The sequence below is a fragment of the Janthinobacterium foliorum genome (assembly GCF_978021625.1).
In genome coordinates this window covers 129550-155711 of record NZ_CDXDQE010000013.1, presented here as the reverse complement: position 1 = coordinate 155711, position 26162 = coordinate 129550, and the positions used below count along the sequence as shown (strand labels likewise).

Annotated in this window: 24 protein-coding genes and 1 tRNA gene; 18 read left to right on the top strand and 7 right to left on the bottom strand. The window is 65.3% G+C overall.

Annotated elements, in window-relative coordinates; genetic code table 11:
* Positions 1-33: 33 nt before the first annotated feature.
* The 9 genes from ACZ92H_RS23315 to ACZ92H_RS23275 all read left to right on the top strand — a co-directional run bounded on the left by ACZ92H_RS23315 (position 34) and on the right by ACZ92H_RS23275 (position 11066).
* Positions 34-1380: an MFS transporter gene (locus tag ACZ92H_RS23315; protein WP_465051190.1), complete on the top strand. Its 1347-nt coding sequence runs from the start codon at positions 34-36 to the stop codon at positions 1378-1380.
* 8 nt (positions 1381-1388) lie between these two features.
* Positions 1389-2066, top strand: a complete 678-nt coding sequence (locus ACZ92H_RS23310; protein WP_465051189.1) for a DUF2848 domain-containing protein — start codon at positions 1389-1391, stop codon at positions 2064-2066.
* 4 nt (positions 2067-2070) lie between these two features.
* Complete coding sequence (locus tag ACZ92H_RS23305) at positions 2071-3414, top strand: amidase (protein ID WP_465051188.1); 1344 nt, start codon at positions 2071-2073, stop codon at positions 3412-3414.
* 133 nt (positions 3415-3547) lie between these two features.
* The gene (locus tag ACZ92H_RS23300) at positions 3548-4855 is read left to right on the top strand and encodes a paraquat-inducible protein A (protein ID WP_465051187.1); all 1308 of its coding nucleotides are present in this window, start codon (positions 3548-3550) and stop codon (positions 4853-4855) included.
* Positions 4848-6476, top strand: a complete 1629-nt coding sequence (locus ACZ92H_RS23295) for a PqiB family protein (RefSeq protein WP_465051186.1) — start codon at positions 4848-4850, stop codon at positions 6474-6476. The genes ACZ92H_RS23300 and ACZ92H_RS23295 overlap by 8 nt, the downstream gene beginning before the upstream one ends.
* Positions 6473-7069, top strand: coding sequence for a PqiC family protein (locus ACZ92H_RS23290; protein ID WP_465051185.1), 597 nt, complete (start codon positions 6473-6475; stop codon positions 7067-7069). Before ACZ92H_RS23295 ends, ACZ92H_RS23290 begins: the two co-directional genes overlap by 4 nt.
* Positions 7070-7116: 47 nt before the next feature.
* Complete coding sequence (locus tag ACZ92H_RS23285) at positions 7117-7515, top strand: DUF2946 domain-containing protein (protein ID WP_465051184.1); 399 nt, start codon at positions 7117-7119, stop codon at positions 7513-7515.
* Positions 7516-7590: 75 nt separating this feature from the next.
* Entirely contained in the window at positions 7591-9714 is a 2124-nt protein-coding gene (locus tag ACZ92H_RS23280) for a TonB-dependent receptor family protein (RefSeq protein WP_465051183.1), read from the top strand.
* An 8-nt stretch (positions 9715-9722) separates the two neighbouring features.
* Positions 9723-11066 (top strand): PepSY-associated TM helix domain-containing protein, encoded by a 1344-nt coding sequence (locus ACZ92H_RS23275; RefSeq protein ID WP_465051182.1) that lies wholly within the window; start codon positions 9723-9725, stop codon positions 11064-11066.
* Here the strand turns inward: ACZ92H_RS23275 and ACZ92H_RS23270 are convergent.
* Positions 11038-12435 (bottom strand): hypothetical protein, encoded by a 1398-nt coding sequence (locus tag ACZ92H_RS23270; RefSeq protein ID WP_465051181.1) that lies wholly within the window; start codon positions 12433-12435, stop codon positions 11038-11040. The two genes, ACZ92H_RS23275 and ACZ92H_RS23270, sit on opposite strands and share 29 nt — an antisense overlap.
* Entirely contained in the window at positions 12432-12851 is a 420-nt protein-coding gene (locus ACZ92H_RS23265) for a hypothetical protein (protein ID WP_465051180.1), read from the bottom strand. The genes ACZ92H_RS23270 and ACZ92H_RS23265 overlap by 4 nt, the downstream gene beginning before the upstream one ends.
* A gap of 150 nt (positions 12852-13001) precedes the next feature.
* Here ACZ92H_RS23265 and ACZ92H_RS23260 point away from each other — a divergent pair, with 150 nt between their 5' ends.
* On the top strand, positions 13002-14180 hold the full coding sequence (locus tag ACZ92H_RS23260; RefSeq protein WP_465051179.1) for a YncE family protein: 1179 nt from the start codon (positions 13002-13004) through the stop codon (positions 14178-14180).
* Between the two features lie 74 nt (positions 14181-14254).
* Entirely contained in the window at positions 14255-14641 is a 387-nt protein-coding gene (locus tag ACZ92H_RS23255; RefSeq protein ID WP_131374258.1) for a hypothetical protein, read from the top strand.
* Between the two features lie 11 nt (positions 14642-14652).
* On the opposite strand, the gene ACZ92H_RS23250 is transcribed toward ACZ92H_RS23255, so the two are convergent.
* Positions 14653-15567 (bottom strand): LysR family transcriptional regulator, encoded by a 915-nt coding sequence (locus tag ACZ92H_RS23250; protein WP_131374257.1) that lies wholly within the window; start codon positions 15565-15567, stop codon positions 14653-14655.
* A gap of 102 nt (positions 15568-15669) precedes the next feature.
* Between ACZ92H_RS23250 and ACZ92H_RS23245 the strand changes: the two genes are divergently transcribed.
* The 4 genes from ACZ92H_RS23245 (at position 15670) to ACZ92H_RS23230 (ending at position 19583) form a co-directional block, all read left to right on the top strand.
* Positions 15670-16779, top strand: coding sequence for a muconate/chloromuconate family cycloisomerase (locus ACZ92H_RS23245; protein ID WP_131374255.1), 1110 nt, complete (start codon positions 15670-15672; stop codon positions 16777-16779).
* Between the two features lie 153 nt (positions 16780-16932).
* Positions 16933-17223, top strand: a complete 291-nt coding sequence (gene catC, locus ACZ92H_RS23240) for a muconolactone Delta-isomerase (protein WP_131374254.1) — start codon at positions 16933-16935, stop codon at positions 17221-17223.
* A gap of 33 nt (positions 17224-17256) precedes the next feature.
* Complete coding sequence (gene pcaD, locus ACZ92H_RS23235; RefSeq protein ID WP_131374252.1) at positions 17257-18072, top strand: 3-oxoadipate enol-lactonase; 816 nt, start codon at positions 17257-17259, stop codon at positions 18070-18072.
* A gap of 122 nt (positions 18073-18194) precedes the next feature.
* Entirely contained in the window at positions 18195-19583 is a 1389-nt protein-coding gene (locus tag ACZ92H_RS23230; RefSeq protein ID WP_465052377.1) for a sodium:solute symporter family protein, read from the top strand.
* 13 nt (positions 19584-19596) lie between these two features.
* Here the strand turns inward: ACZ92H_RS23230 and ACZ92H_RS23225 are convergent, their stop codons facing one another.
* The 3 genes from ACZ92H_RS23225 to ACZ92H_RS23215 form a co-directional block, all read right to left on the bottom strand.
* On the bottom strand, positions 19597-20991 hold the full coding sequence (locus ACZ92H_RS23225) for a GntP family permease (RefSeq protein WP_465051178.1): 1395 nt from the start codon (positions 20989-20991) through the stop codon (positions 19597-19599).
* A gap of 141 nt (positions 20992-21132) precedes the next feature.
* Positions 21133-21209 (bottom strand) — tRNA-Pro (locus ACZ92H_RS23220).
* A gap of 59 nt (positions 21210-21268) precedes the next feature.
* A complete protein-coding gene (locus ACZ92H_RS23215) occupies positions 21269-23362 on the bottom strand; it encodes an AsmA family protein (RefSeq protein ID WP_465051177.1) in 2094 nt (697 codons plus the stop codon).
* Between the two features lie 132 nt (positions 23363-23494).
* Between ACZ92H_RS23215 and ACZ92H_RS23210 the strand changes: the two genes are divergently transcribed.
* Genes ACZ92H_RS23210 through arsH form a run of 3 tightly spaced genes read left to right on the top strand, consistent with a single transcriptional unit; the run spans position 23495 to position 25036 of the window.
* Complete coding sequence (locus ACZ92H_RS23210) at positions 23495-23866, top strand: ArsR/SmtB family transcription factor (protein WP_465051176.1); 372 nt, start codon at positions 23495-23497, stop codon at positions 23864-23866.
* The gene (arsC, locus tag ACZ92H_RS23205) at positions 23863-24285 is read left to right on the top strand and encodes an arsenate reductase (glutaredoxin) (RefSeq protein ID WP_131374245.1); all 423 of its coding nucleotides are present in this window, start codon (positions 23863-23865) and stop codon (positions 24283-24285) included. Before ACZ92H_RS23210 ends, arsC begins: the two co-directional genes overlap by 4 nt.
* Before the next feature lie 22 nt (positions 24286-24307).
* Positions 24308-25036 (top strand): arsenical resistance protein ArsH, encoded by a 729-nt coding sequence (gene arsH, locus ACZ92H_RS23200; protein ID WP_465051223.1) that lies wholly within the window; start codon positions 24308-24310, stop codon positions 25034-25036.
* A gap of 64 nt (positions 25037-25100) precedes the next feature.
* Here the strand turns inward: arsH and ispB are convergent, their stop codons facing one another.
* Positions 25101-26090, bottom strand: coding sequence for an octaprenyl diphosphate synthase (gene ispB, locus ACZ92H_RS23195; RefSeq protein ID WP_131374244.1), 990 nt, complete (start codon positions 26088-26090; stop codon positions 25101-25103).
* Between the last annotated feature and the right edge of the window lie 72 nt (positions 26091-26162).

Sequence of the window (26162 nt, the reverse complement as noted above, 5' to 3'; positions counted from 1 at the left end):
CGCCTGCAATAAAACTGACGAGAGAGGTAGGCTATGACCACACACACCACGGCGCACGGCACCGCACAGGGACGCACGGACGCCAGCACGCATGCGGGGGCACCGGGCGCACAGCCCAGGACGGGCCGCCTGGCCACGGCCAGCATGGTCGGCACGACCCTGGAATGGTATGACTTCACCGTCTACAACACCATGGCCGCGCTGATTTTCAACCATCTGTTCTTTCCTTCATTCGACCCGCTGACGGGCACCATCCTGGCTTTTTCCACGTATGCGGTAGGCTATATCTCGCGCCCGATCGGCGGCGTGATCTTCGGCCACCTGGGCGACAAGCTGGGACGCCGCTGGGTGCTGGTGGTGACCCTGATGCTGATGGGCCTGACGACGGGCCTGATGGGCCTCTTGCCCACCTACGCCACGGCCGGCATCTGGAGTCCCGTCCTGCTGGTGGCGCTGCGCTTCGTGCAGGGCATCGCGCTGGGCGGCGAATGGGCGGGCGCCGTGCTGATCTCCGTCGAACACGGGGCAGCGGACAAGCGGGGCCGCAACGCTTCGTGGACGCAGGTGGGGCCGTCCTTCGGCACCTTGCTGGCGACGGGCTGCATCGGCCTGATCACGTATCTGCTGCCGCATGACGCCTTCATGGACTGGGGCTGGCGCATGCCGTTCATCGCCAGCCTGCTGCTGGTGGCCTTTGGCATGTGGATACGCAGCGGCATCGATGAAACCCCGCTGTTCAAGGAACTCGACAAAAAAGACGCGAAGGCGGAAGCGCCGATCGGCGACGTGCTGCGCGTCTATTGGCGCCGTCTGCTGATCGCCGGCGGCGTGCGCATCGGCTCGGACGTGCTGTATGCGCTGGTGGTGGTGTTTACCCTGACCTACGTGACGACGGTGCTGCACCTGTCGTCGACCCTGGCGCTGACCGTCATCATGCTCGGCACGGCCTGCAATGCGCTGGCGGTACCCGTGTTCGGCGCGCTGTCGGACAGGATCGGCCGCCGGCCCGTGTATGCGCTGGGCGCCGTGCTGGGCCTCGTGTGGGCGTTTGCCTTCTTTACCTTGCTCGACACGGCCAGCCCTGCCGCCATCGTCACGGCCGTCGTCGTTGGCCTGGTTATCCACGCCATCATGTACGGCCCGCAGGCGGCCTTCGTCATCGAGCAGTTTCCCACCAAGGTGCGCTATGCGGGTTCCTCGCTGGCGTACACCCTGGCCGGCGTCATCGGCGGCGGTTTCGCGCCGCTCGTCATCGCCAGCCTGTACCGCTCGTACAACAGCACCATGGCCGTCTCGCTGTACGTGGCGGCGGCTCTGCTGATCACCGGCGCCGCCGTTTTCGCGGCCAGAGAAACGGGCCGCGGCCCATTGGAAGAGTAATACATACCATGACTACCCATACCTTCAACCTGGCCGGGCACGGCCCCGTCACCTTCGACATCGACAACCTCATCATCGCCGGCTGGACGGGCCGCGACATGGCCATGGTGGAGCACCATATCGCCGAACTGGAAGCCATCGGCGTGGCGCGCCCGAAAAGCGTGCCGACCTTTTACCGCGTGGCGGCGGCGCTGCTGTCCAGCGATGCGGCCATCGAAGTGCCGGGCAGCGATTCGTCCGGCGAGGCGGAATTCGTGCTGTTTTCCACCGAGTACGGCCTGCTGGTGGGCATCGGTTCCGACCATACGGACCGCAAGGTGGAAAGCTATGGCGTGACGGTGTCGAAGCAGATGTGCGGCAAGCCCGTGGGCGATACCCTGTGGCGCTATGCCGACGTGGCCGGCCACTGGGACCAGCTGCAGATGCGTTCCTGGCGCGAACGGGCCGGCGTGCCGGCGCTGTACCAGGACGGTCCCGTGACGCGCATGCTGTCGCCGGAAGACCTGATACAGCGCTACACGGGGCAGGCCAGCCTGCCCGTGGGCAGCGCCATGTTCTGCGGCACGCAGCCTATCATCGGCGAGATGGGCCACGGCGACGCTTTCGAGCTGGAGCTGTATGATCCTGCCTTGCAGCGCCGCCTGCAGCACCGCTATGCCGTGCAAACCCTGCCCGTGGAAGGATAAGGCAATGAACAAGACGATCCGTGAACTGGCCGCCGACCTGGCCGCCGGCCGCATCACCAGCGTGGAACTGACGCAGCGCATGCTGGCGCGCGCCGAAGCGCACCGGGCACAGGGCGGCCATGCCTATGTCAGCCTCGATGGCGAACAGGCGCTGGCCGAGGCCCGCGCCAGCGACGCGGCGCGCGCCGCCGGCTGGCTGCCGTCGCCGCTGGCGGGCATTCCCCTGTCCATCAAGGACCTGTTCGACGTCAAGGGACAAACCAGCAGCGCAGCCTCGCTGGCGCTGGCCGAGGCACCGCCCGCCACCGCCGATGCCGGCGCCGTGGCGCGCCTGCGCGCGGCCGGCGCCGTCCTGCTGGGACGCACCAACATGAGCGAATTTGCCTTTTCCGGCCTGGGCTTGAATCCCCATTACGGCACGCCGCGCAATCCGCTGGACCGCGACAGGGTGGCGGGCGGCTCCACCTCGGGCGGCGCCGTCACGGTGGCGCTGGAGATGGCGGCCGGCGCGCTGGGCACGGACACGGGCGGCTCGATCCGCATCCCGTCCGCCTTTTGCGGCCTGACCGGCTTCAAGCCGACGGCGGCCAGCGTTACGCTGGAAGGCACGGTACCACTGTCGCGTTCACTCGATTCGGCCGGTCCCATCGCGCGCAGCGTCGACTGCTGCGCGATCATGTATGCGGCGCTGTCGGGCCAGGAGATCGGCGCTGACGCGCCGGCAGTGAAAGGACTGCGCTTCGGCTTTACCACGGATTATGTCGGCACCCATGTCGAGCCGCAGGTGCAGCGGGCATTTGACCGCGCGCTGGACACGCTGCGCGCGGCCGGCGCGCAGGTTGAACAGTTCGACTTCCCCGAATTGCTGGAGCTGCCCGTGATCAATGGCGGCGGCGGGCTGGTGGCGGCCGAGGCGTGGCACTGGCACCGGGCGCTGCTGGAAGAGCGGGGCGGGCAGTACGACCAGCGCGTGGCGGCGCGCATCCGCCGCGGCCAGCAGCAGGGCGCGGCCGACTACATCGACCTGCTCGACGCGCGCGCGCGCCTGATCGCGGCCGCAGAGCGGCGCCTGGCGCCATTCGACGCCTGGCTGATGCCCAGCGTGGCGATCCTGGCGCCGCAGCTCGCGCCGCTGGAAGCCGATGACGCCACCTTCTTCGCCACGAATGGCCTGGTGCTGCGCAACGCCAGCGTGATCAATTTCCTCGATGGCTGCGCCTTGTCGCTGCCATGTCATGCGCAGGGCGAACTGCCCGTGGGGCTGGGCATTTGCGCGCTGGCGGGCGAGGATGCGCGGGTGCTGCGGATTGGCCGCGCGGTGGAGGCCTTATTCGGCGCGCGTGCGTAAATAATGCTGTAGTGCAGGAAAATGCCAACTCTGTCATGATGGCTGGCATTGACAAGAGATCGGCGTGCCTTCCCGCGCCGGCAAACTTCACACTGTGCACCGATACGACCTGATTAGCTGTCATGACTGCGGCGTGCTGTACCGCAAACGTCCGCTGCGTCCACGCGAAAAGGCGCGCTGCATCCGTTGCCGCTCGGTGCTGTATCGCGCCGCGTCAGGCCGGGCCGCGTCAGGCCGCGGCGCGCCCGCTGGCCTGGACAAGGTGGTGGCCCTGACCCTGGGCGCCGCCCTGGTCTTCCTGATCGCCCAGTTTTTCCCCATCGTCGAACTCGACGTCAATGGCCTGACGTCCAGCGCCACCCTGCTGGGCTCCATCCGCGTGCTGTGGTCCGAGCAGATGCAGGTGGTGGCGACCATGGTTTTCCTGTTTACCATCCTGTTTCCCGCCATCGAACTGGGTTCCCTGCTGTACGTGGCGCTGGGTTTGCGCGGCGGCGTCAAGGTGCCCGGCTTTAACCGCGTGCTGCGCGCCGTGCAGACGTCGCGCGAGTGGGGCATGACGGAAGTGCTGATGATCGGCATCCTGATTACTGTTGTCAAGATGACCAGCCTGGCCACCGTGGTGCCGCAACCGGGGCTGTTCGCCTTTGGCGCCCTGACCCTGCTGCTGGCGATTGTCGTTTCCTTCGATCCGAAGGCGCTGTGGAACCTGGGCGACGACCTGACCCGGAAAGCGCTGCCCGGCATGCGCTACAAGGCTTTCGCGCCCGGTGAAAAAGTCGTGCCCTGCCACGCCTGCGGCCTGGTGGCGCCGCCTGTGGGCAAGGGCAGGCATCTGGCGTGCGCGCGCTGCGGCTCCACCCTGCATGTGCGCAAACCAGACAGCATCAACCGCACCTGGGCCCTGCTGATCGCCGCCATGATCCTCTACATCCCCGCCAACCTGCTGCCCGTGATGGTGACGTACACGCTGTTTGGCGCGCAGAACGACACCATCATGAGCGGCGTGGTGCTGTTCTGGACCAGCGGCTCGAAGGGCCTGGCCATCATCATTTTCATCGCCAGCGTGGTAGTGCCCATGCTCAAGCTGGGCGTGCTGGCGCTGCTGGCCTGGACGGCGCAGCGGCGTTCGCGCTGGCGGCCGCGCCAGCGCACCGTTTTGTACCGCATGGTCGAATTCATCGGCCGCTGGTCCATGCTCGATATCTTTGTCGTCACCCTGACGGTGGCGCTGGTGCGCTTCAAGTCGCTGGCGGTGATCACGGCGGGTCCCGGCGCGCTGGCCTTTGGCGCCGTGGTGGTGCTGACCATGCTGGCGGCGATGCAGTTCGACCCGCGCCTGATCTGGGACCCCGTCGACGAGCAGGCTCCCGGCGAGGAAGAACCCGTGGTGATAACGAATACCGGAAACAATACAGTGATTGGAGAACAGCATGTCTGACAAAGAAGCGGGCGACCTTGCCGAAACGGGCGGACGGCTATTGCCGGAACCCGAGGTGGAACAGGGCAGCCGCTGGCTGCCGTCGCTGGTGTGGCTCATTCCGCTGCTGGCCGCGCTGATCGGCGCCGGCCTGGCCGCCAAATCCATCCTCGACCAGGGACCCACGTTGACGGTCAGCTTCAAGAGCGCCGAAGGCCTGGAGCCGGGCAAGACCAAGGTCAAGTACAAGGATGTCGACATTGGCCAGGTGCGTGCCATCACCCTCGATGATGATCTGACCAGGGTGCTGGTGACGATCGACATGAGCAAGGAAGCGCGCCGCTTCGCCACCAAGGATACGCGCTTCTGGGTGGTGCGCCCGCAGATCGGCGCCAGTGGCGTGACGGGGCTGGGCACCTTGCTGTCGGGCGCCTACATCGGCGTCGACACGGGCAAGTCGGAAGAGAAAAAGGAGAGCTTCGTCGGCATGGAAGATCCGCCCGCCGTGGCCGGCGACCAGAAGGGCAAGCTGTATACCCTGCATGCGGAAAGCCTCGGTTCCGTCGACGTGGGTTCGCCCCTGTTCTTCCATCGCCTGCGCGTGGGCAAGGTGGTCAGCTTCGCGCTGGACAAGGATGGCCACGGCATCACCATGTCGGTCTTCGTGAATGCGCCGTATGACCAGTTCGTCGGCAAGAATGCGCGCTGGTGGCATGCCAGCGGCGTCGACGTGCGCCTCGATTCCAACGGTTTCAAACTCAATACCCAATCGCTGGCCGCCATGCTGGTGGGCGGCATTGCCTTCGAGGCGGAAAACGGCCGCAAGCCGGAGGAGCCGGCGCCGGCCGGCACTGTTTATCGCCTGGCCGCCGACGAGGCAAGCGCCATGCGCGAACCCGATGGCGAAGCCATTACCACCGTGTTCTATTTCGACCAGTCCCTGCGCGGCTTGCAGCCCGGCGCCACGGTGGACTTCCGCGGCATCGTGCTGGGCGAGGTGCGCTCGGTGGGCATCGAGTTCGATCCCGTGAAAAAGAACTTCCGCATGCCCGTCACCGTCAACCTGTATCCGGCCCGCCTGGGCATGCGCTTCAAGACGGCCGTCGACGATGCGGAAGGCTCGGCCGGCCACCAGCTGCTCGAACGCATGGTCAGCCGCGGCTTGCGCGCGCAGCTGCGCACCGGAAACCTGCTGACCAGCCAGCTGTATATCGCGCTGGACTTCTTCCCGAAAGCGCCGAAGGTGGCGCTGGAGCTGAACAAGTATCCGCTGGAAGTGCCGACCGTACCCAATACGCTCGATGAATTGCAGACGCAGATCGCCAGCATCGCCAGGAAGCTCGACCAGGTGCCGTACGCCGAGATCGGCAACAACCTGAACGCCACCATCAAGCAGGCCAATACCCTGTTCAAGCAGCTCGATGGCCAGGTGGTGCCGGAAATGCGCGACACCCTGACGGCGGCGAAGCAGACCTTCGGCACTGCCGAGCAGGTGCTGCAAAAGGATTCGCCGCTGCAGTCCGACGTGCGCCAGGCCTTGCAGCAGCTGACGCAAACCCTGCAATCGCTCAATGCCCTGTCGGACTACCTGGAACGCCATCCCGAGTCCCTGATCCGCGGCAAAAAAGGAGATGAAAAATGATGAAGTCCATCCTCGCGGCATGCGCGGCGGCCGTCCTGCTGGGCGCCTGCTCCACGCCCCAGCCCGAGCATTTCTATACGCTCAGCGGCGGTGCCGACGTGCAGCCGGCCAAGCCCGTGAAATACTATGTCGAGATGCTGGCCGTCAGCGTGCCGCAGCAGGTGAGTCGCAACCAGTTCGTCGTCACGGCGCCATCGGGCCGCATCGAACTGCTGGAGCAGCAGCGCTGGGCGGGACCCTTGGCCGGCGAAATCGGCCAGGCCCTGTCCACGGCCGTGACGAACGACCTGGGTGCCATCGACGTGTTCCGCACGCCGCATCCCGACAATCTGCCCGTGTACCGCATCAGCACCAACGTGCAGCGCTTCGAGTCGGTGATGGGCCAGTACGCGCTGATCGACGCCGTCTGGAGCGTGCGCCAGCTGTCCAGCAGCAAGGTGGTGACATGCCGCACGGTGGCCAATGAAAAGGTCGGCGCCGGCTACGACGCCCTGGTGACGGGCCACCGCCAGGCCGTGGGCCGCATCGCCGCCGACATGGCCACGGTCGTGCGTTCCTTTGACAACGGCAGCGCCGCCTGCCCGGCCGCCTGAGGCGCTTTCCGCTACCCGTTCCCGTCGGCCGCTGGTAAAATGCGGCCATGGGAATGACCTTGTTCACGCGCCGCTTTGCCGCCTGGATCGCCTGTTTCGCGATCCTGCTGGCGGCGCTCGCGCCATCGATTTCCCAGGCCGTCGCCAGCGCCAAGCAGGAGTCTGGCTCCGGCTGGGCGGAAATCTGCTCGGTGGCCGGCATCCGTTTCGTCCAGGTCGCTGACGGCGCGACCGATGACGGCAAGTCCGCCGGCAAGGCCATGCAGATGGAGCATTGCGCTTTCTGCTCCACGCATGCGGGTTCCGTGGGCTTGCCGCCCAGCCCGATAGTGCCGCTGCCCGTGGCCAGCGGCACGGCCATCTTCCCCGCCCTGTACTACCAGTCTCCCGCACCGCTGTTCATCTGGAGCACCGCGCAGTCGCGCGCGCCGCCCGCCCTCGTCTGAGTTTTGCATTGTCAAGTTCGACCTGTCCGCCTATTGGCGTGACGGGCCGCATCCGCATACTTCAACGAGAATCACATGAACAAACAACTGTTGGTGCTGGCCGTGGCCATCACCCTGGCCTATCCATGCGCGCAGGCGCAGCAACTTGATAAAACCGACCACGCCATCGACACCGTCGTCGTTTCCGGCTCGCGCGCGCAAGCGTGGCTGTCCGAGACGCCGCAGGCGATCGGCGTGGTCAATACCCAGACGCTGGAACGCGACAAGCCCAAGACCATGGGCGATATCCTCAACCGCATCGCCGGCGTGTACTGGAATGACCTGGGCAACGAGCAGCACAGCATGAGCATCCGCCAGCCCATCGGCACGAACGCCGTCTACCAGTACCTGGAGGACGGCATTCCCATCCGTCCGCTGGGCGTCTTCAACCACAACTCGCTCAACGAGATGAACATGGCCGGGGCCAGCGGCGTGGAAGTGGTGAAGGGGGCCGCCTCGTCGCTGTACGGCAGCAATGCCGTCGGCGGCGCCATCAATTTCCTCACGGCCAGCGCCAGCGCGGCCGCCACGGCAAGCGCGGGAGTTCGGCGCGACCATGTGGCCGGCTACACGCGCTACGACACGTCCGCCAGCGATACCTGGGGTCCGCTGGGCCTGCGCTTTTCCCATTACAGCTCGCGCCGCGCGCGCGACAACTGGCAAGAGTACAGCTATGGCGACAAGGATTCATTCTCGCTGCGCGCCGACTATGCGCTCAGTCCCACGTCGCAGCTGCGCGCCACCATCGCCCACACGGATCTCGACGCGGCCATGACGGGCAGCTTGTTCGAGAACGATTACCGCAATGATCCTGGCAAGAGCCTGAACACGTTCACTTATCGCAAGGACAAGACGACGCGCATGAACCTGGCGTGGGAAGGCGCGACGACGCAACGGGGCACGAGCACCGTCACCGTGTTTACGCGCAAGAACGACCATGGGCAGATACCCGCGTATTCCATCGGCAGCTGCGCAGGCATGCTGTGCAAGGGCGTCATCAACAACAACCACGTCGATTCGCTGGGGCTGGACGTGAAACACCAGCAGGAATTCGCCTGGCTGCGCTCGCGCCTGGTCGCCGGGGTGTACGTGGACAGGAGCGACAATCCCTTTGTCAGCGACAACCTGTCCATCGTGCGCGATGCGGCCACGGGCAGGTATTTGCGCTACAGCGTGGCCAATGCGAGCAATCCGCAGGGCGTGCGCGACTACCGGACGGATATCCTCAACACGGCCGTCTTCGCGCAGTGGGAATTTTCTCCGCTGGCCGGCACGCGCGTGGTGCTGGGCGGCCGTTCGGACGCCATCCGCTACGATTACCATAACCATCTGGCGCCCGGCGGCAGCGTTGATTACGGCGCGCCCGACGAGGCGCGCAGTTTTTCCCATGCCAGCCCGAAGCTGGGCGCCACCCATGCCATCGGCCATGCGGGCAGCGCGTATGCGAACGTCAGCCAGGGTTTTACCCCGCCCGAAGTGAGCCAGCTGTATGGCAAGACGGGCATCGCCGACTTGCGGCCGTCCGTGTACAACAACTATGAAATCGGCCTGCGCTGGGCCTTCCTGCAGGGCCGGCTAAAACTCGATACGGCCCTGTACCGGCTTGACGGGCGCGACACCATCGTCAGCTATACCGTCTCGCCAGGGAACAGCGAAAACCGCAATGCGGGCCGCACGCGCAGCGAAGGACTGGAGCTGGGCCTGAACTACGCCAGCGGTCCGTTCGACGCCCGCTTCGCCACGGCCGTCGCGCGCCACCGCTACCTGCGTTACCAGCTCTCGAGCACCCTCGATTACAGCGGCCGCACCATGCCGCAGGCGCCGCGCGACATCACCTCGTTCGAGATCGGCTACCAGCCCGTGGCCGGCGCCAGGGTGGCGCTGGAAGCCGTGCACCAGGGCCGCTACTGGATGAACAACGCCAACACGGTGGCATACGGCGGCCACGCGCTGCTGAACCTGCGCGCCAGCTACCGCATCGCGCGCGGCCTGGAAGCGTGGGCGCAGGTGCGCAATGTGGCCGACAAGCGCTACGCCGATTCGGCCAGCAGCAGCTATTCAGGCGTGGGCAGCTACGCGGCCAATACGCAGAACCAGTACACGCCCGGCGCGCCGCGCAGCGTGATGCTGGGCCTGTCCTACACCTACAGCGCACTGTGAGGCACAGCATGGACGATCACACCTTTCTCATCGCACGCCGCAAAAGCCTGTACTGGCGCATCCACTTCTGGGCCGCGCTGATCGCCTCGCCGTTCGCCCTGCTGGCGACCTTGACGGGCATGCTGTACGTGTTCACGCCGCAGATTGAAACGGCGCTGTACGCCCACCTTGACCATGTGGCGCCGCAGGGCGCCATGCTGCCGCTGGACGCCGCCGTGGCGGCGGCGGAACGGGCCGCGCCGCGTGGCTGGCAAGTGCAGAATGTCATACCGCCATTCCAGCCGGACGATGCGGTGCAGGTGGCGTTCGCGCCGCCCGGCAGTGCATCCGACGAGCATGCGGGGCATGGCGGGCATGCGGTCGCCGTCAAGCCGACATTCGGCTTGCCCGCGCAAGCCATCGTCGTCTACGTGAATCCGTATGACGCGCGCGTGCTGGGCAGCCTGGCCAGCAGCGAGCGTTTCGGCAACTGGGCGAAAAGACTGCATTCGAGACTGCTGCAGAACGATGGCTGGCGCTGGATGATCGAGCTGGCGGCCAGCTGGCTGATGGTGATGCTGGTGACGGGCGTGATCCTGTGGTGGCCGCGCGGCGCACAGGCAGGCGTGCCGAGGCGCGGCGCGCGGGGGCGCAATGGCTGGCGCCAGTGGCATGCCTTCCTGGGCGTGGCGCTGGGACTGGTAAGCTTTGTCATCCTGACCACGGGGCTGACGTGGAGCCAGCAGGCGGGCGGGCGCATCCGCGCGCTGCGCGACATCAGCGGCCAGGCATCGCCGCCCGCGCCGCGCGGCCTGCACTCAACCGAGGAGGGCGCTCCGCTGGACTGGCAGGGCGCCTGGCAAGTGGCGCGCAGCCATGCGCCGGCCATTGCCGTGCAGCTGACGGCGCCGGCCAGCCAGGACGATGTGTGGCGCGCCACCATGGCCGACCGCAGCCGGCCCACCTTGCGCTTCGACCTGCAATTCGACGCTTACAGCGGCAAGCCCCTGTACTACGCGGGGTGGGAGGCGCAAACGGCGTTCGGCAAGGCCACGGCCATCGGCATCCCTTTCCATCGCGGCGAATTCGGCTGGTGGAACCAGGCCTTGCTGCTGCTGTTCGGTGCCAGCGTGCTGTTCTCGCTGGTGTCGGGCTGGGTGATGTTCTTCAAGCGGCGCACGCCGGGCACCCTGGGCTTGCCCAAGCTGCTGCCTGGCGCCTGGACCTCGCCTTCCGCGCTGGCCTGGCTGGTGGCGGCGCTCATGTGCGCGCTGATGCCGCTGCTGCTCCTTTCCGGCAGCGTGCTGATGCTGCTGGAGCTGGCCCTGGCGCGGCGACAGCGGCTTAGCCGCCGACGATGGGCTGGGCGATGATCCAGAGGCTGAGCAAGGTGTAGGCGATCATCAGTGCCAGCATTGGATACTGGCTGCGCAGGGCGGCGCGGCGGCTGGCGTACAGGCGCAGCGCGCAGACGTGGGCCAGCCAGACGGCCGCCACGTGGCCGGCGATGATGGCGAACAGCGACACGTACCACACTACCTTGGCGTCGACGATGCCAAGGCGGATGAAGTACAGCTTCGTGCCGAACAGGTCCCAGCCCAGGCCCAGCGGGTCCGACGCCAGCGGAATCAGGTACTGGCCCGCCATCGCCAGGAAGGAGAGGTAATGGGCGAAATGGTAGGCGATGGCAATCGGCACCAGCGTCAGCACGAAGTGCCCGGCCACGCGCGGCAGGAGCAGGGCCGGCTGGCCATCGCCTGCGCCGCAGCGGGCGATCAGCGCGCAAAACAGCAGGAAGATGGCCAGGAACAGGGCCGGCATCAGCAGCAGGGCGGCCGTGGTGATCCACGCCAGCGCGCCCGGCGCCACGGCAAGGACGGCCTCGACGATGTCGTACCATGCCTGCGTTTCCATCATGCCGTCGAAGCTGACGGAGGCCAGCATCAGGATCACCAGCGCCACGCAGGCGGGGCGCACGGGCTCTGTCGCCAGCAGTCCCGCCGCATACGGGCGCACGTACCATCCGCCATCGCGCAAGGAGAGGGGAGCGAAGCGCGCCAGCAGGCCGAAGACGACGTGGAACACTTCCGCGTGGCGCAGCCAGGTTTCACGGCCGAACAGCGCCATGCCCGCCCATGTGCAGGCGGAATACAGCAGCATGGTCCAGGCCAGGCTGGCAGGCTGCTCGCTGCCTTCCCAGTTCAGCTCCATCCAGATAAAGGCAAAGAACAGGGCTGTCGCCGGCCAGCTGTCGAGCCAGCGCGGCCAGCTTAGCGGCGCGCGCCAGCGCGGGTACAGCTGCGCCGCCGCGCGCGCCACGCTGTCGAGCGGATTGACCAGCGCCCACAGGTCCCCCACCAGTGCCGAGACATACGCCATGCCCACCCACCAGATGGCCCACACCATGGCGGGGGCGATATTTTTCACGGGGTTCTGCACGCCCACCAGTCCGGCCACGATCACGAGGACATACAGCGCCAGCACCAGCAGGCGCAGCGCAAGGTTGATGGCACGCGCAGCGGGGACGTGCCGCACGAGCAGGCGCGCATAGTCGCCCTGATAGGGCGCTGCATCGTCGCGGCGCCACAGGGCCAGGAAGACAAACGACAGCGCCACCGTCAGCCCCGCGCCGGTCAGGTACAGCCAGAGCGGCAGGGGCAGGTCGTAGCGCTGGCCAAAACCGTGGGCGTGCCCAAGACATGGCGCGGCCAGCAGGCCGAGAGCGGCGGCGCGCCGCATCATCGCGGCAGCACTTCCAGGTACATCAGCGGCGCTTCGCGGTGATGCTTGCCCTTGTGCTCCGTCTGCGCGCCGTAGCCGTGCGCGGAAACGGGGAAGCGGCCCGGCACGCTGGCGTCGATACGCATGGCTTGCGGGGCGCCCGGCTTGACCGTCAGCAGCTGGTCGTAGCCGTGCAAGTGGATACTGACTTCCTCGTCGGTAGTCCAATCCAGCGTGATGATGTCGTGCTGCCGCACCCGTATCGTCGGCGGCCTGGGCGCGATTTTGCGCTGCGCGATGGCCAGCGCCACATGCTGTTCCGGTTGCCGCTGGTTGGCCGCCGGGCCGCCCTGCGCCTGGCTTTGCGCCGATGCGCACAGCAGAAAAATGGCCAGACCCAGGCTGGCGAACGGAAGGGGGAGTGGAGTTTTTTTCATGCTTAAATTTTAGGAAAGATTTCCAGCATTGGCCATCTGAAAAAAAACGCCAGTTTGAAAAAGTACCGCCGTAGAATGATCGGCGCAGACTGGCGGCAAGCGTTGTCCGTCCGGGCCATCCAATGACACTTGAAAGAGGCAGGGGAGACGATGAAGAATAAAAAAATGCTGTTTGCACTGGCGCTGGCCTGCCTGGCCACGCTGCCCGCACGGGCCGAAAACCTGGCCATGGTCAATTACGAAAGCAAGTCGCCCGAGTCATTGAAGTCGCTGAAAAGCCCCGTCGCGCCGCCCTCGCGCAAGGAGGGCATCGCCATCATCGACGTCGATCCGGAGTCGAAACACTTCGGCAGGATCGTGCGCGACATACCCCTGCCGCCGGACCTGGTGGCGCACCATATTTTCTACAACCACGACATGAGCAAGGCCTACATCACGGCGCTGGGCAGGACGCAGCTGCGCGTGATGGACATGCGCCACAAGGACTTGCCGATCAAGGTGATCGAGGTGCCGACCTGCCAGGTGGGCGAGGACATCGTCTTTTCGGATGACCACAAGCGCTGGTACCTGAGCTGCATGGGCTCGCAGGCCATGCTGGAAGGCGACGCCGTGCACGACAAGCCGGGGCGCACTGTCAAGCTGCCGGCGCCGTATCCGCATGGCCTGGCCGTCCACGATGGCATCGACCGCACCTTGCTGACCAGCACCATCCGGCCCACGGACCTGGGCGATGCGGGGGAGGTGATCAGCGTGGTGGAAACGAGCACGGGCAAGGTGCTGGGCACGCGCAAGCTGTCGAAGAAGCCGTCGCCATCGGGCGAGGCGCCCGTGGAAGTGCTGTTCGTGCCTGGCAGCAATCCGCCCGTGGCGTATGTCGCCAATATGTATGGCGGCACCGTGTGGACAGCCACGTGGAACCCGCAAACGAAGGATTTCGACATGGCCCAGGTGCATGACTTTGCCGAGCAAAAGGCGGGCGTGCCGCTGGAGCTGTATTTCAACCAGGGCGCCACCCGGATGTACCTGACGACGGCCAAGCCGGGGCATCTGCATATCTTTGATTTGACGGCCGGCGTCGGCAAGCCGCGGCTAGTGAAATCGATCCCCGCCGCGGAAGGCGCGCACCACGTGGCGTTCACGAAGGATGGGCGCTATGCCTTCGTGCAGAATGCGTTGCTCAATTTGCCCGGCATGAGCGATGGCAGCATCACCGTCATCGACATGAAGAAAGAGGCGGTGGCGGGCAGCGTCGATACCCTGAAAAACAAGGGACTCAACCCGAACAGCATCGTGCTGCTGCCGAAGTGGAATGACTTCATGGGGCATTGAAAGACGCATTCCGCTAGAATGCCAAGGCGCGGCCAGGCTCGTTGCCAAAGGCCGCACCTTTGCAATGGCCGAGCATGATATTCATCGATTTTTCCGCCTTGTCCACCCTGGCCGCCGCGTCGGCGCTGGTGACAAAACAGTGCAGCTGCTGCGCCGTCCCTCTGGACGCCTGGCAGCGTCTTCCCACTTCGCTGGAACTGGACCGGTTTGCAGAAATCGGCACCCTGCGCGAAGACCCGTACGAGGAACCGACCTTCGCCGAGTACCATCCGCAGGGCACGCGCTACGACAGCGTGGATGCGCCCATCGCGCCGCGCTACTATCCCGCCAACCTGAGCCAGGTGGCCCGCTGCCTGGACTGCGGCCGCCACTACCTGCGCTACAACGAGGCGGGCGGCTATTTCACGGAACTGCGCATCCGCGCGCTGCGCCCCGAACTGCTGGCCGACGCGCCGCTGTAGCCTGATTTCCGCTACAGGCTTTCCTTGACGTGCGCGATGCCGTGTTCATCGTAGATCGAGTACACGGCGGCGAGGATGTTTTCCAGTTCGGGCGCGCGGTCCATGTGGCGCACGCTGAAGAAGATGGGGGAAAACGCGTGCGTGTCGTCCAGCTTGCGGTACACGACGTTCCGGTGATGCATGGCTTGCACGCTTTCCGGCACGATGGAAATCCCCTGGCCGGCCGCCACCAGTCCCATGGAAATCTGCAGCTCGCGCACCTCGGTGACGAGGCCCGGCGTGACATTGCCATCGCTGAACATGGCCAGCACCTGGTCGGCAAAGCTGGGGCGGGGTGCCTTCGGGTAGACCAGCAGGGTTTCATGCGTCAGGTCCGTCAGGCGCAGGCCGCCCTCGCCATGCGCCAGCCGGTGCCCGGGCGGCAGGGCCACGACCAGGCGCTCCTCGCGCAGCAGGATGCGGCGGATGCTGGGGTCCTCGCTTTTCAGGCGTCCGAAACCGACGTCGATGCGGCCCTCCTTGAGCGCCTTGATCTGCTCCACCGTCGTCATCTCGTGCAGGGTCACGTCCACCTCGGGGTGGCGCTCGCAATAGCGGTGCACCACATCGGGCAATTCCCCGTACAGGGTCGAGGCGACGAAGCCGACCGACAGGGTGCGTTCCAGCTTGCCGATGCGCTGCGTCATCGCCTTCAGGTCGCGCACCTGGTCGAGCAGCGGGCGCGCGTGGGCGAGGAAAAACTCGCCCGCTTCCGTCAGCCGCAGGGGCCGGGAACCTTTTTCGATCAGCGCCACGCCCAGGGTTTCTTCCAGCTGCTGCATCTGCCGGCTCAGTGGCGGCTGCGCGATATGCAGGCGCTCGGCGGCGCGCGTGAAGTTCCTTTCTTCGGCGACCGCAACGAAGTAGCGCAAATGGCGTAATTCCATCTTCATACCTTTCAGGTATAGGTTTGATACCAACTCGGTGTTGGACGTGGGGACTTTGGGGGCATATCGTGTCACCACTCCACAGAATTATACGGAATAAATATGATTCAAAATATCGAGACCTTCCTGGTCGATGTGCCTACCATCCGCCCGCACAAGCTGTCCGTCGCCACCATGAATACGCAAACCCTGGTGCTGGTGCGCGTGCGCTGCGCCGACGGCATCACGGGCTGGGGCGAGGCCACGACCATCGGCGGCTTGAGCTACGGCGGCGAAAGCCCGGAAAGCATCAAGACGAATATCGATACCTATATCGCGCCCCTGCTGGCCGGCATGGAAGCGAGCCAGGTGGCGAAGGCCATGGCCAAGGTACGCAAGGTTATCCAGGGCAACCGCTTCGCCAAGTGCGCGATCGAGACGGCGCTGCTGGATGCGCAGGCGCGCCGCCTGGGCGTGCCCCTGTCGGAATTGCTGGGCGGCCGGGTGCGCGACGCGCTGCCCGTGGCCTGGGTGCTGGCCAGCGGCGACACGGTGCGCGATATCGCCGAAGGGGAAAAAATGCTGGAACTGCGGCGCCACCGCATCTTCAAGCTGAAGATCGGCTTGCGCGACGTGATGGACGACGTGGCCCACGTGCTGGAGATCAAGCGTGCGCTGGGCGACCGTGCCAGCGTGCGCGTCGACGTCAACCAGGCCTGGAGCGAGACGGACGCCGTGCGCGGCATCGCCGCCCTGGAAGCGGGCGGCATCGACCTGATCGAGCAGCCCGTCAAGGCGGGCAACCGCGCCGCGCTGGCGCGCCTGAAGCAGCGCTTCGACGTGGCCATCATGGCCGATGAAGCCTTGCACGGTCCCGCCGATGCGCTGGCGCTGGCGCAGGCCGACGCGGCCGACGTGTACGCGGTGAAGATCACCCAGTCCGGCGGCCTGCTGCCGGCGCTGGAAGTGGCCACCGTGGCGCGCCTGGCCGGGGTCGGCCTGTACGGCGGCACCATGCTCGAAGGCGGCATCGGCACGGCGGCCACGGCCCATGTCTGTTCCACGTTTGCGGAACTGGCCTGGGGCACGGAACTGTTCGGGCCTTTGCTGCTGACGCAGGAAGTCCTGCGCGAACCGCTCGTGTACCGCGACTTCATGCTGCAGGTGCCGACGGGGCCGGGCCTGGGCGTGGAGATCGATATGGACAAGCTGCGTTCCCTGCAGCGCGCCTGAGGACGCCTATCAAAACCTACTGCGCGTCGTGATTTACGGCCTGCGATGCTCACTGTACCTTCGTACAGTTGCGCTTCTCGACCGCAACTCTCTTCCGCTCGCTACGGTTTTGTTAGGCGTTGTACGTGCCAATAAAAATCTTAAGGAGACACCATGTTATTTCATGTACGCATGAACGTGAACCTGCCCGTCAGCATGCCGGCGGAACAGGCGGCGCAGCTGAAGCAGACGGAAAAGGCGCTGGCGCAGCGCCTGCAGCAGGAAGGCAAGTGGCGCCACCTGTGGCGCATCGCCGGCCAGTACGCCAACATCAGCGTCTTTGACGTGGACAGCGTGGACGAGCTGCATGCTTTACTCACCTCGCTGCCCTTGTTCCCCTATATGCAGATCGACGTGATGCCGTTGTGCCGCCATCCGTCGTCCGTGCGCGACGGCGATGCCTGACCCGCGATGCGGCACGAGCCGAGGACCCATGCCATGAAACAGACGGATACCGGAATTGTCGTGACCACCTCGAACGGGGACGATACGCTGCTGCATTACCGTACCGACGGCGAGCGGGGAAAACCATGCCTGCTGCTGTCCAATTCCCTGGGCACGGACCTGTCCATGTGGGATCGCCAGGCAGCGGACCTGGCCAGCGACTTCTACGTCGTGCGCTACGATACGCGCGGCCACGGCCACTCGGCCAGCGGCGGCGCGCCGTTCGGCATCGAGCGCCTGGGCCTGGACGTGGTGGCGCTGCTCGACCATCTGGACGTGGCGCAAGCCGCGTTCTGCGGCATCTCCATGGGCGGCTTGACGGGGCAGTGGCTGGGCATCCACCGGCCGCAGCGCTTCACGCATCTGGTGCTGGCCAACACGGCGGCGCGCATCGGCGCGGCCGACGCCTGGCTGGCGCGCGCGGAACAGGTGCGCCGCGATGGCATGGCCACGGTGGCCGACGGCGCCGCCGGGCGCTGGTTCACGCCGGCCTTCATCGCGCGCGAGGCGGCTACCGTGGCGCGCATGATCGCCACCCTGCGCGGACAGGAGGCCGAAGGTTACGCGGCTTGCTGCGCGGCGCTGGCGCTGGCGGACTTGCGCGACGCCGTCGCCACGATCACGGTGCCCACCCTGGTCATCGCCGGCGCGCACGATCCCGTCACCACGGTGGACGATGCGCGCTGGCTGCAGCGGCAAGTGGCAGGCGCGCAGCTGGCCGAGCTGCCCGCGTCGCACCTGTCGAATGTCGAGGCGGCGCCAGCCTTCACGGTACAGCTGCGCGCCTTTGTCGCGTCGCAGGCAGGATAAGATTCGCTTTGCCCCTGGGCACCGCCACCGGCAAGGCCGGCACGCGGCAGGGGAAGCTTTTTTAAAAAATAATAAGAAAAAAGCAGACTTGGACTTGGAGCAGACAGATGGAAAACAGATTGATGATTATCGCCGGGGTCACGGTGGGCTATTTTGCCCTCATGAGCTACATCACGTACAGCGTGCGCAAGCATGCCAACAGCAGCGAAGGCATGACGGCGGGCGGGCGCAATTATCCCGCCTTCCTGATCGGCGCCTTGCTGCTGTCGGAATTCATCGGCAGTTCCGTGAGCATCGGCACGGCCCAGAAGGGCTATGAGCTGGGCATTTCCGCCGCCTGGAACCTGGTGGCGCTGTCGCTGGGCTTTTTGCTGCTGGCCATCGTGCTGGTCAAAAAATACAAGGAAAGCGGGCAGTCGACGATTTCCGGCATCCTCGCGCAAACGTATGGCGAGCCCGTGCGTTATGCCGCATCCATCCTCACCATCGTCGCGCTGGGCATCGTTGCCGTCGCCCTGTACGCGAGTGGCGGCGCCGTGCTGGCCGCCGTGCTGCACATCAATAAAACCGTCGCCATCCTGCTGGTGGGCGCCATTACCGTGATCTATGTCAGCCTGGGCGGCATGCGCTCGGTCGTGTACACGAATTTTGCGCACTCCATCGTCAAGTACCTGGGCGTGATCCTGGCGCTGGCGTATGCGCTGGAAGCGACGGGCGGCATCGGCGAATTGCAGGCGCAGCTGCCGGCCAAGATGTTCAACTGGATCGAAATCGGCTGGGGCCAGGTCATCGCCTGGATGATCGGCGGCATCGGCTCCATCTTCGCCACGCAGTACGTGATCCAGGCCCTGGTCAGCACGGACAACCCGGCCGTCGCCAAGCGCGCCTGCTACTACGTGTCGTCCCTGATGATCCCGTTCGGCCTGATGGCGGCCCTGATCGGCATGTGCAGTGCCGTGTTGTATCCGGGCATGAAATCGATCGACGCGTTTCCCACGCTGATCGCCCACATGCCAGCGTTTTCCGCCAGCATCATGATCGTCGGCCTGGCTGGCGCCCTGTTCGGCGGCATTTCCGCCACCACCCTGGCATCGGCCACCCTGGCGATGAAGGATTTTTATGACCCGTGGTACAACAAGGCAAAGAATGACGCGAAGTCGATGATGTTCCTGCGCATCGCCATCGTCGTGGCCGGCTTGCTGCCGCTGGTGCTGGCCCTGTATGCGGAGAAGCTGCTGATGATCGCCTTCCTTGGCAAGGCCTTGCGCGCCACGCTGGCCGTGCTGGTGCTGATGGCCTTTTATGCGCCGAAATTCGGCACGCCGCGCGGCGCCTTTGTCGGAGTGATCGTCTCCGTGGTTGCCACCATCGGCTGGTTCCTGGCCGGCAATCCGTATGGCGTGGACAGTTCCTACCTGGCGCTGGCCGGCCCGCTGCTGACCATGGGCATCAGCCATCTGTTCAAGCCGGCGCAGGCCGTGGCCAAGCCGGCAGCGTCCACGCGGCCGTAATCGACGCCTGGCCTTACACGAGTCCCGTCATGTAATAGATGCCGATCACGAAAAACACGACCACCGTCTTGATGATCGTGATGCCGAAGATGTCGCGGTAGGACTGGCGGTGCGTCAGGCCCGTGACGGCCAGCAGGGTGATCACGGCGCCGTTGTGCGGCAGGGTATCCATGCCACCGCTGGCCATGGCCACCACGCGGTGCATTACTTCCAGCGGAATGTGCGCCTGCCGGGCGGCCTGGATGAAACTGTCGGACATGGCGGCCAGCGCGATGCTCATGCCGCCCGAGGCGGAACCGGTGATGCCGGCCAGCGTCGTTACGGACACGGCCGCGTTGACGAGCGGATCGGGCACGCTGCGCAGGGTATTGCTGACGGCAAGGAAACCGGGCAGGGCGGCGATGACGCCGCCAAAGCCATATTCGGATGCCGTGTTCATGGCTGCCAGCAAGGCGCCGCCCACAGCCGCCTTGGTGCCTTCGGCAAAGGCGGCGCGGATGCGCCCGAACGCCGTCACGCACACGAGCAAGATACCCAGCAGCAAGGCGCCTTCCACGGCCCAGATGCCGGTGACGGAGGCAATGGCCGTCGACACGGGCGCATGCAGGCCCGGCAGCGCGTCGGCGGACAGCACATAGCTGTCGCCATACCAGCGGGGAATCAGCTTGGTCAGCGCAAAGTTGGCCACGCCCACCAGCACCAGCGGCGCCACCGACAGCAGCGGATGGGGCAAGTCGCCCGCGTCGGCCGTGGCCTTTTCGGCCTCGGCCCCATAGCCTTCGCCCGTCGCCATGACGGAGCGGCGGCGCCATTCCAGGAAGGCCAGTCCCATTGCCACGGTCAGGATGGCGCCGATGGTGCCCAGCCACGGCGCGGCCCAGCCGGTCGTGTTGAAGAAGGTGGTGGGGATGATGTTCTGGATCTGCGGCGTGCCCGGCAAGGTATCCATGGTGAACGAAAACGCGCCCAGGGCGATGGCACCCGGCATCAGCCGCTTGGGAATATCGCTCTGGCGGTACAGTTCGGCCGCGAACGGGTACACGGCAAACACCACCACGAACAGCGACACGCCGCCATAGGTGAGGGCACCGCAGACGGCGACGATGACGGCATTCGCCCGCGCGCTGCCGATATAGCGGATCGCCGCCACGACGATGGACCGGGAAAAACCGGACAGTTCGATGAGTTTGCCGAACACGGCACCGAGCAAAAAGACGGGGAAATACAGCTTGATGAAACCCACCATCTTTTCCATGAAGATGCCGCTGAACACGGCGGGCACGGCGGACGGATCGGTCAGCAGCACGGCGCCCAGTGCCGCGACGGGTGCAAACAGGATCACGCTGTAGCCGCGGTAGGCGGCCAGCATGAGGAAGGCCAGAGCGGCCAGCACTATCAGGAAAGACATTTGACCAGGCCCTCGCGCAAAAAGTGTATGAAATACTAATTATTCAATTAATATCATACTTCCCGGCAACACGCCAACGCGCAGGTCAAGGGCGCAGCAATGGATGCGGACACGCGGTGCGGATATGGCCAAGAAAAAAGCTGGTCGGGGTGAGAGGATTCGAACCTCCGGCCTCTGCGTCCCGAACGCAGCGCTCTACCAGGCTGAGCCACACCCCGCGTACTGCATTTGCATTACAGCAGATGGCGGGGGTGGTTTCAAGTGGCCATATCAAGGCTTATTTCTTTTCCTGCTGCGCCTTCTGGATGTCCGCCTCGCTGACCTTTTTCGCCGGCGCATTCGTCGCGGGCGAGGTGGGGTTCTTGCGCGTGGCCTTGGCTTGCGCCATCACGGCGGCGCAGTCCGTGTCGGGGGCCTTGTCGATGTTGACCAGGGGCAGCAGGGCGGCCAGCGGCGTGACGACGGTGGCCAGGGCCACGGCGGCGCCCGCCTTCAAGGCCAGCGGGCCTTTCTGCGGACCCACGTCCGGGTTCTTGAACGTGCCTTTCGCGTACAGCGGCGTGCGCAGGGTGATGATGCGCGCGCCTTTGGTACGGGGACGCACGTCCAGGTCCAGGGTTTCATTGGCCAGGTTCACGTTGCCCGTGACATTGACGACGGCGCTGTCCGTGTCGAGCACGAAGCGGCGCACGTCGGCGCGGCCATTCGTCACGGCAAAGTCGCTGGCCAGGCAGTTCAGCTGCACCTGCTTGTCGCCGAAGATTTTCACGAAGACGGCATTGGCCAGGTTCAGGCCGGCCAGTTCCAGCACGAACTGGCTGACGGAGCCTTCGCTGACGGTGGCGGCCAGCTCGCCATTCGCGCTGGCCAGCATGGCCGAGACGGAATTGCCGTGGCCCGTCAGCGCTGCGTCGCCGTACACTTCGCCGAAACTGGCCTGCATCGATTGCAGCTTGGGAAACAGTTCGCGTATCTTCAGGTGGCGCGCCGCCACCTTGGCTTGCGCGGCGATGTTTTTCTGGCGCCCGTCGAGCGTGATGTTCGAGGTGATGTCGCCGCCGGCCATGCCGAAGTTAAGCGGCGTCAGGCTCAGCACCTTGTCCTTCATGCGGATGTTGGCGACGATGTCGTTGAACGGAATGTCGTGGGTGCGCACGAGCTTTTTGCCCGTAAATTTCACGTCGGCATCGAGCGCATCCCATTTGGCCGTGTTGAACTGTTCCACTGGCAAGGCCTTATTGTCCGGCTGCACGGGTGCCTTGCCGCGCGCCTGTTTCTGCGCATTGCTGTCGGCGCCGATGGTGGGCCCCAGGTCTTCCAGGCGCAATTGCTGCGACGTCACTTCGCCGCGCAGCAGGGGACGCGGCTGGCGCGGCAGATATTGCAGGGTGCCAGCCAGGTCGCTCTTGCCCACCGTGCCCTTGAAGTTCTGATACGTCCAGTCCCAGGTAGCGCCATCCTTCTTGCCCAGCAGGCGGCCCTTGGTGGCGTATTCCGGCGTTTCCGGCAGCAGCACGCCCGTCAGCGGGTACAGGTCGGCCATGCTGGCGCCGGCCAGGCTCAGCTGCAAATCGATGCCGGACAGCGAGCGCGGGTCCGTCAGCGTGCCGGCTATGCTGGCCTTGTTCTTGCCCAGCACGGCATGCGCCTGCACGGGATACACGGTCTTGTCGTCGGTCAGGGACAGCACGGCGCCGGCCTTGCCGCCACCCGTCACGGGCGCCTTGCGGTAGCTGCCGCCCAGGGTGAAGGCGATGCCGTACTTTTCCACGGGCGCGGAGCCTGGCGCATCGCCCGGCGTGGCGTCGGGCGCCGTCGAGCTGACCTTGGCGCGCACGTCCAGCGCGATGCCCTCGTCGAGGTAGCGGATGCTGCCGTCGGCAAAGGCCATGCGCTGGATTTCCACCTCCCATGGCGACGGGCCATTGTCCTTGAAGGTCCAGCTATTGCTGCCATCGGCGCGGCGCTGCAGGGCAATATTCGGCGCATCCAGCGCCAGGTCCGTCAGCACCACCCTGTGTTGCAGCAGGGGCAGCGGATGGATGGCCACGTCGATGCGCCTGGCGCTGGCCAGCTGCGGGCCGGCCGTGGCCCAGTCCGGGTTGCTCATGCGCACGTCCTGCGCGCTGATGACGGGGCGCGGCACGTAGCGGCGCCAGCCCGGCTCCGTCTTCAGCCCCTGCTTCCATTTCACTCGCAGGTCGCCGGCGATGACGAAGCTGCGCCCCGTGCTGTCGGATACTTTCTGGTTGATGTAGGGGCGGGCGCGGTTCCAGTCGAAGGTCAGCACGAGGATGACCAGGATTGCGAGGAGGGCCAGCAGGGCGGCCAGGCTCCAGCCGAGAGTTTTGAGCGGGGTTGAGCGTGTCATGGGAAGCCGATCTCAATGATTTTTTCATCAATGTAGTCCGATTGCCCATGCCGGTCGGTGCGCTGGGTTACGTACGTGAGGGCAGGCGCGCGATGATTGACGTCGATTCCATAATTCGATTATTATTGAATTATGGAAAACGAAAACACAATCGCCGCACAGGCCGCACCACTGACCAGCACGGCGGCCATTGCGGCGCTGGCCGCGCTGGCGCAGGAATCGCGGCTGGCAGTGTTCCGCCTGCTGGTGCAGGCGGGGCCGCAAGGCATGGCCGCCACGAAGATCGCCGAGGCGCTGGCCATCGCGCCGTCATCCCTGTCGTTTCACTTGAAGGAATTGGCGCATGCCAACCTGGTGACGGCGAGCAAGGCTGGGCGTTCCATCATTTACGCGGCCCATTACGCGGGCATGAATGGCTTGCTCGCCTTCCTGACCGAGAACTGCTGTGCCGGTGCCCCTTGCTGCATCAGCGAACCCAATTTACTCAAGGACATCACGCCATGACCATCACGATCTATCACAACACGGCCTGCGGCACCTCGCGCAACACCCTGGCCCTGATCCGCAACACGGGCGTGGAACCCGTCATCATCGATTACGTCAAGCATCCGCCCACGCGCGGGCAACTGGCCGACCTGATCCAGCGTGCGGGCCTGTCCGTGCGCGCCGCCATGCGCGACAAGGGCGCCCTGTACGACGAGCTGGGCCTGGCCAATCCGGACTTGTCCGATGCGGCCCTGCTGGACGCCATGCAAGCCCATCCTATCCTGATCAACCGTCCCATCGTCGTCACGGAACTGGGCGTGCGCCTGTGCCGGCCGTCGGAAAAGGTGCTGGAGATCCTGCCGCTGCCGCAGCAGGGCGCGTTTGCCAAGGAAGATGGCCAGCCCGTGGTGGGCACCGACGGCAAGCCGGTGGCCTGACATGGACGACTTTGCCTATGAGCTGGCCAATGAGTTGCCGAACATCAGCGCCGCACACCTGGACGTGCCGACCCTGGACAAGCTGGCGCCGGCCAGCGTGTCCACGCATGCGCCGCGCATCCTGCTGCTGTATGGTTCCTTGCGCGAACGCTCGTACAGCAAGCTGATGATCCTGGAGGCGGAGCGTATCCTGCGCCGCTTCGGCGCCGACACGCGCGTGTTCGACCCGCACGGCTTGCCCATGGTCGACAGCGTGCCGCCCGAGCATCCGAAAGTGCAGGAGCTGCGCGCGTTGTCGCTGTGGTCGGAAGGGCAGGTGTGGTGCAGCCCCGAGCGCCATGGCGCCATGACGGGTGTCTTCAAGTCGCAGATCGACTGGCTGCCGCTGGAAACGGGCAGCGTGCGCCCCACGCAGGGGCGGACCCTGGCCGTGATGCAGGTGTCGGGCGGCTCGCAATCGTTCAATGCCGTCAATGGCTTGCGCGTATTGGGACGCTGGATGCGCATGGTGACCATCCCGAACCAGTCGTCAGTGGCCAAGGCCTACCAGGAATTTGACGATGACGGCCGCATGAAGCCGTCGGCGTATTACGAGCGCCTGGTCGACGTGATGGAGGAATTGTATAAATTCACCCTGCTGGTGCGCGACCGCCGCGATTACCTGGGCAGCCGCTACAGCGAGCGGCGGGAAGCGGAGCCGGCCATCGTGCAGGAATTGGCGGGCGCGGCAATGGAGCACGAGCGCAAGTAGTTTTTTTTGTGCATGAAAAACGGCGCCATCGGCGCCGTTCTTTTTGCTGCAAGGTCAACCGTGATCAGTGATTGCGGTCGACGGCAAACGAGCACAGTTGCAGCATGGATTGCTTGTAGATACTGTCCGGCCAGCCGGCGATGGCATCGGCGGCGCGCTGGCCGGCGATTTCCGCCTGCCGGCGCGTGTAGTCGAGGGCGCCACTATTGGTGATGGCGGCCAGGATGGCGTCGAAATGCTGTTCGTCGCCCTGCTCGATGCAGCTGCGCACCAGTTCGCGCTGCTCCGGCGTGCCGTTTTCCATCAGCCAGATCAGCGGCATGGTCGGTTTGCCTTCGCGCAAGTCGTCGCCCACGTTCTTGCCGATTTCGGCGGCGTCGCCGGCATAGTCGAGCACGTCGTCGATCAGCTGGAAGGCCGTGCCCAGCGAACGGCCGTATTCGGCGGCCGCTTCGATATCGGCTTCGCTGGCGCCGGCGATCAGGGCGCCCAGCTGCGCGGAGGCTTCGAACAGTTTCGCCGTCTTCGAGCGGATGACGTTCAGGTAGCTTTCCTGCGTCACGTCCGGATCGTGCATGTTCAGCAATTGCAGCACTTCGCCTTCGGCGATCACGTTGGTGGCGTCCGACAAAATTTGCATGACGCGCATATTGTTCAGCGAGACCATCAGCTGGAACGAGCGCGAGTGCAGGAAGTCGCCCACCAGCACGGAAGCGGCATTGCCGAACAGGGCATTGGCCGTCTGGCGGCCGCGGCGCATCGACGATTCATCGACGACGTCATCGTGCAGCAGGGTGGCCGTGTGGATGAACTCGACCACGGCGGCCAGTTCATGGTGCGCCGTGCCGCGATAGGCGTGGGCATTGGCCACCAGCAAAATCAGCACGGGACGGATGCGTTTGCCGCCCGCGCTGATGATGTATTCGGCGATCTGGTTGATCAGAATCACATCGGAATGCAGTTTTTGGCGGATCACCGTGTTGACTGCGTCCATATCGGCGGCAATCGTTTGCACGATGGTGTTTTGGTTAACGTGTTTGTTAGCGTCAGACAAGGCGAACCTGCAATAGATTGTGGGTGCCGCGATTATACGACATGGCTTGCCTGCGCGTGACGTTTGCCTATG